This window comes from Cellulomonas hominis (genome assembly GCF_005239125.1).
GTDB classification, from domain to species: Bacteria; Actinomycetota; Actinomycetes; order Actinomycetales; family Cellulomonadaceae; genus Cellulomonas; species Cellulomonas hominis_A.
Genome location: NZ_SZYE01000404.1, coordinates 1 through 537, shown reverse-complemented (window position 1 = coordinate 537; position 537 = coordinate 1). Strand labels below are relative to the sequence as shown.

At 28.9% G+C, this 537-nt stretch carries 1 protein-coding gene; it reads left to right on the top strand.

Translation table 11 applies throughout. The annotated features are described in order from the left end of the window. Window positions 1–80 precede the first annotated feature (80 nt). Window positions 81–537: replication/maintenance protein RepL (locus FA014_RS19755; RefSeq protein ID WP_154731281.1), on the top strand; the 457-nt coding region annotated here is incomplete at its 3' end.

Here is a 537-nt window from a genome sequence, read left to right as displayed (position 1 = left end):
AAATTAAACTGTTGATTTTTCAGTAAACCGTTTAGTATAATAAAAGTACACTAAATATAGAAATTTGAGGTGACTGATTTATGGATGAAAAGGGAAAAAAGAAAAAAATAATGACTACTAGAAAGAAAATAAAGTTTTCAGGAACTCAGAAATATATAAACCAAGATACTGGTGAAATCGTTGAAATGAATGTTACTGAAATCGAAGAAAGAGACGCTAACTTTCATAAGGTTTGGTTAGGTCATGTAATTCAATCTCTTGATTTAATTGGGAACAAGAAAATTCATATACTAACTTTTATTATGGACAATCTCAACAAAGAAAATCAGTTTTTATATACATACTCAATGATTGAAAAAGAGACTGGCATTTCCAGAAGAACTATTGCAGATACAATGACAGCTCTACAAGAAAGTGATTTCTTAAAGAAAGTAAAAAACGGTCATTATGAAGTAAATCCTGATCAAATCTTTAAAGGCGGTAAAAAATCAAGAATGGATATCTTACTTAGATATAAAAACCTTTCGGCGTTAACTG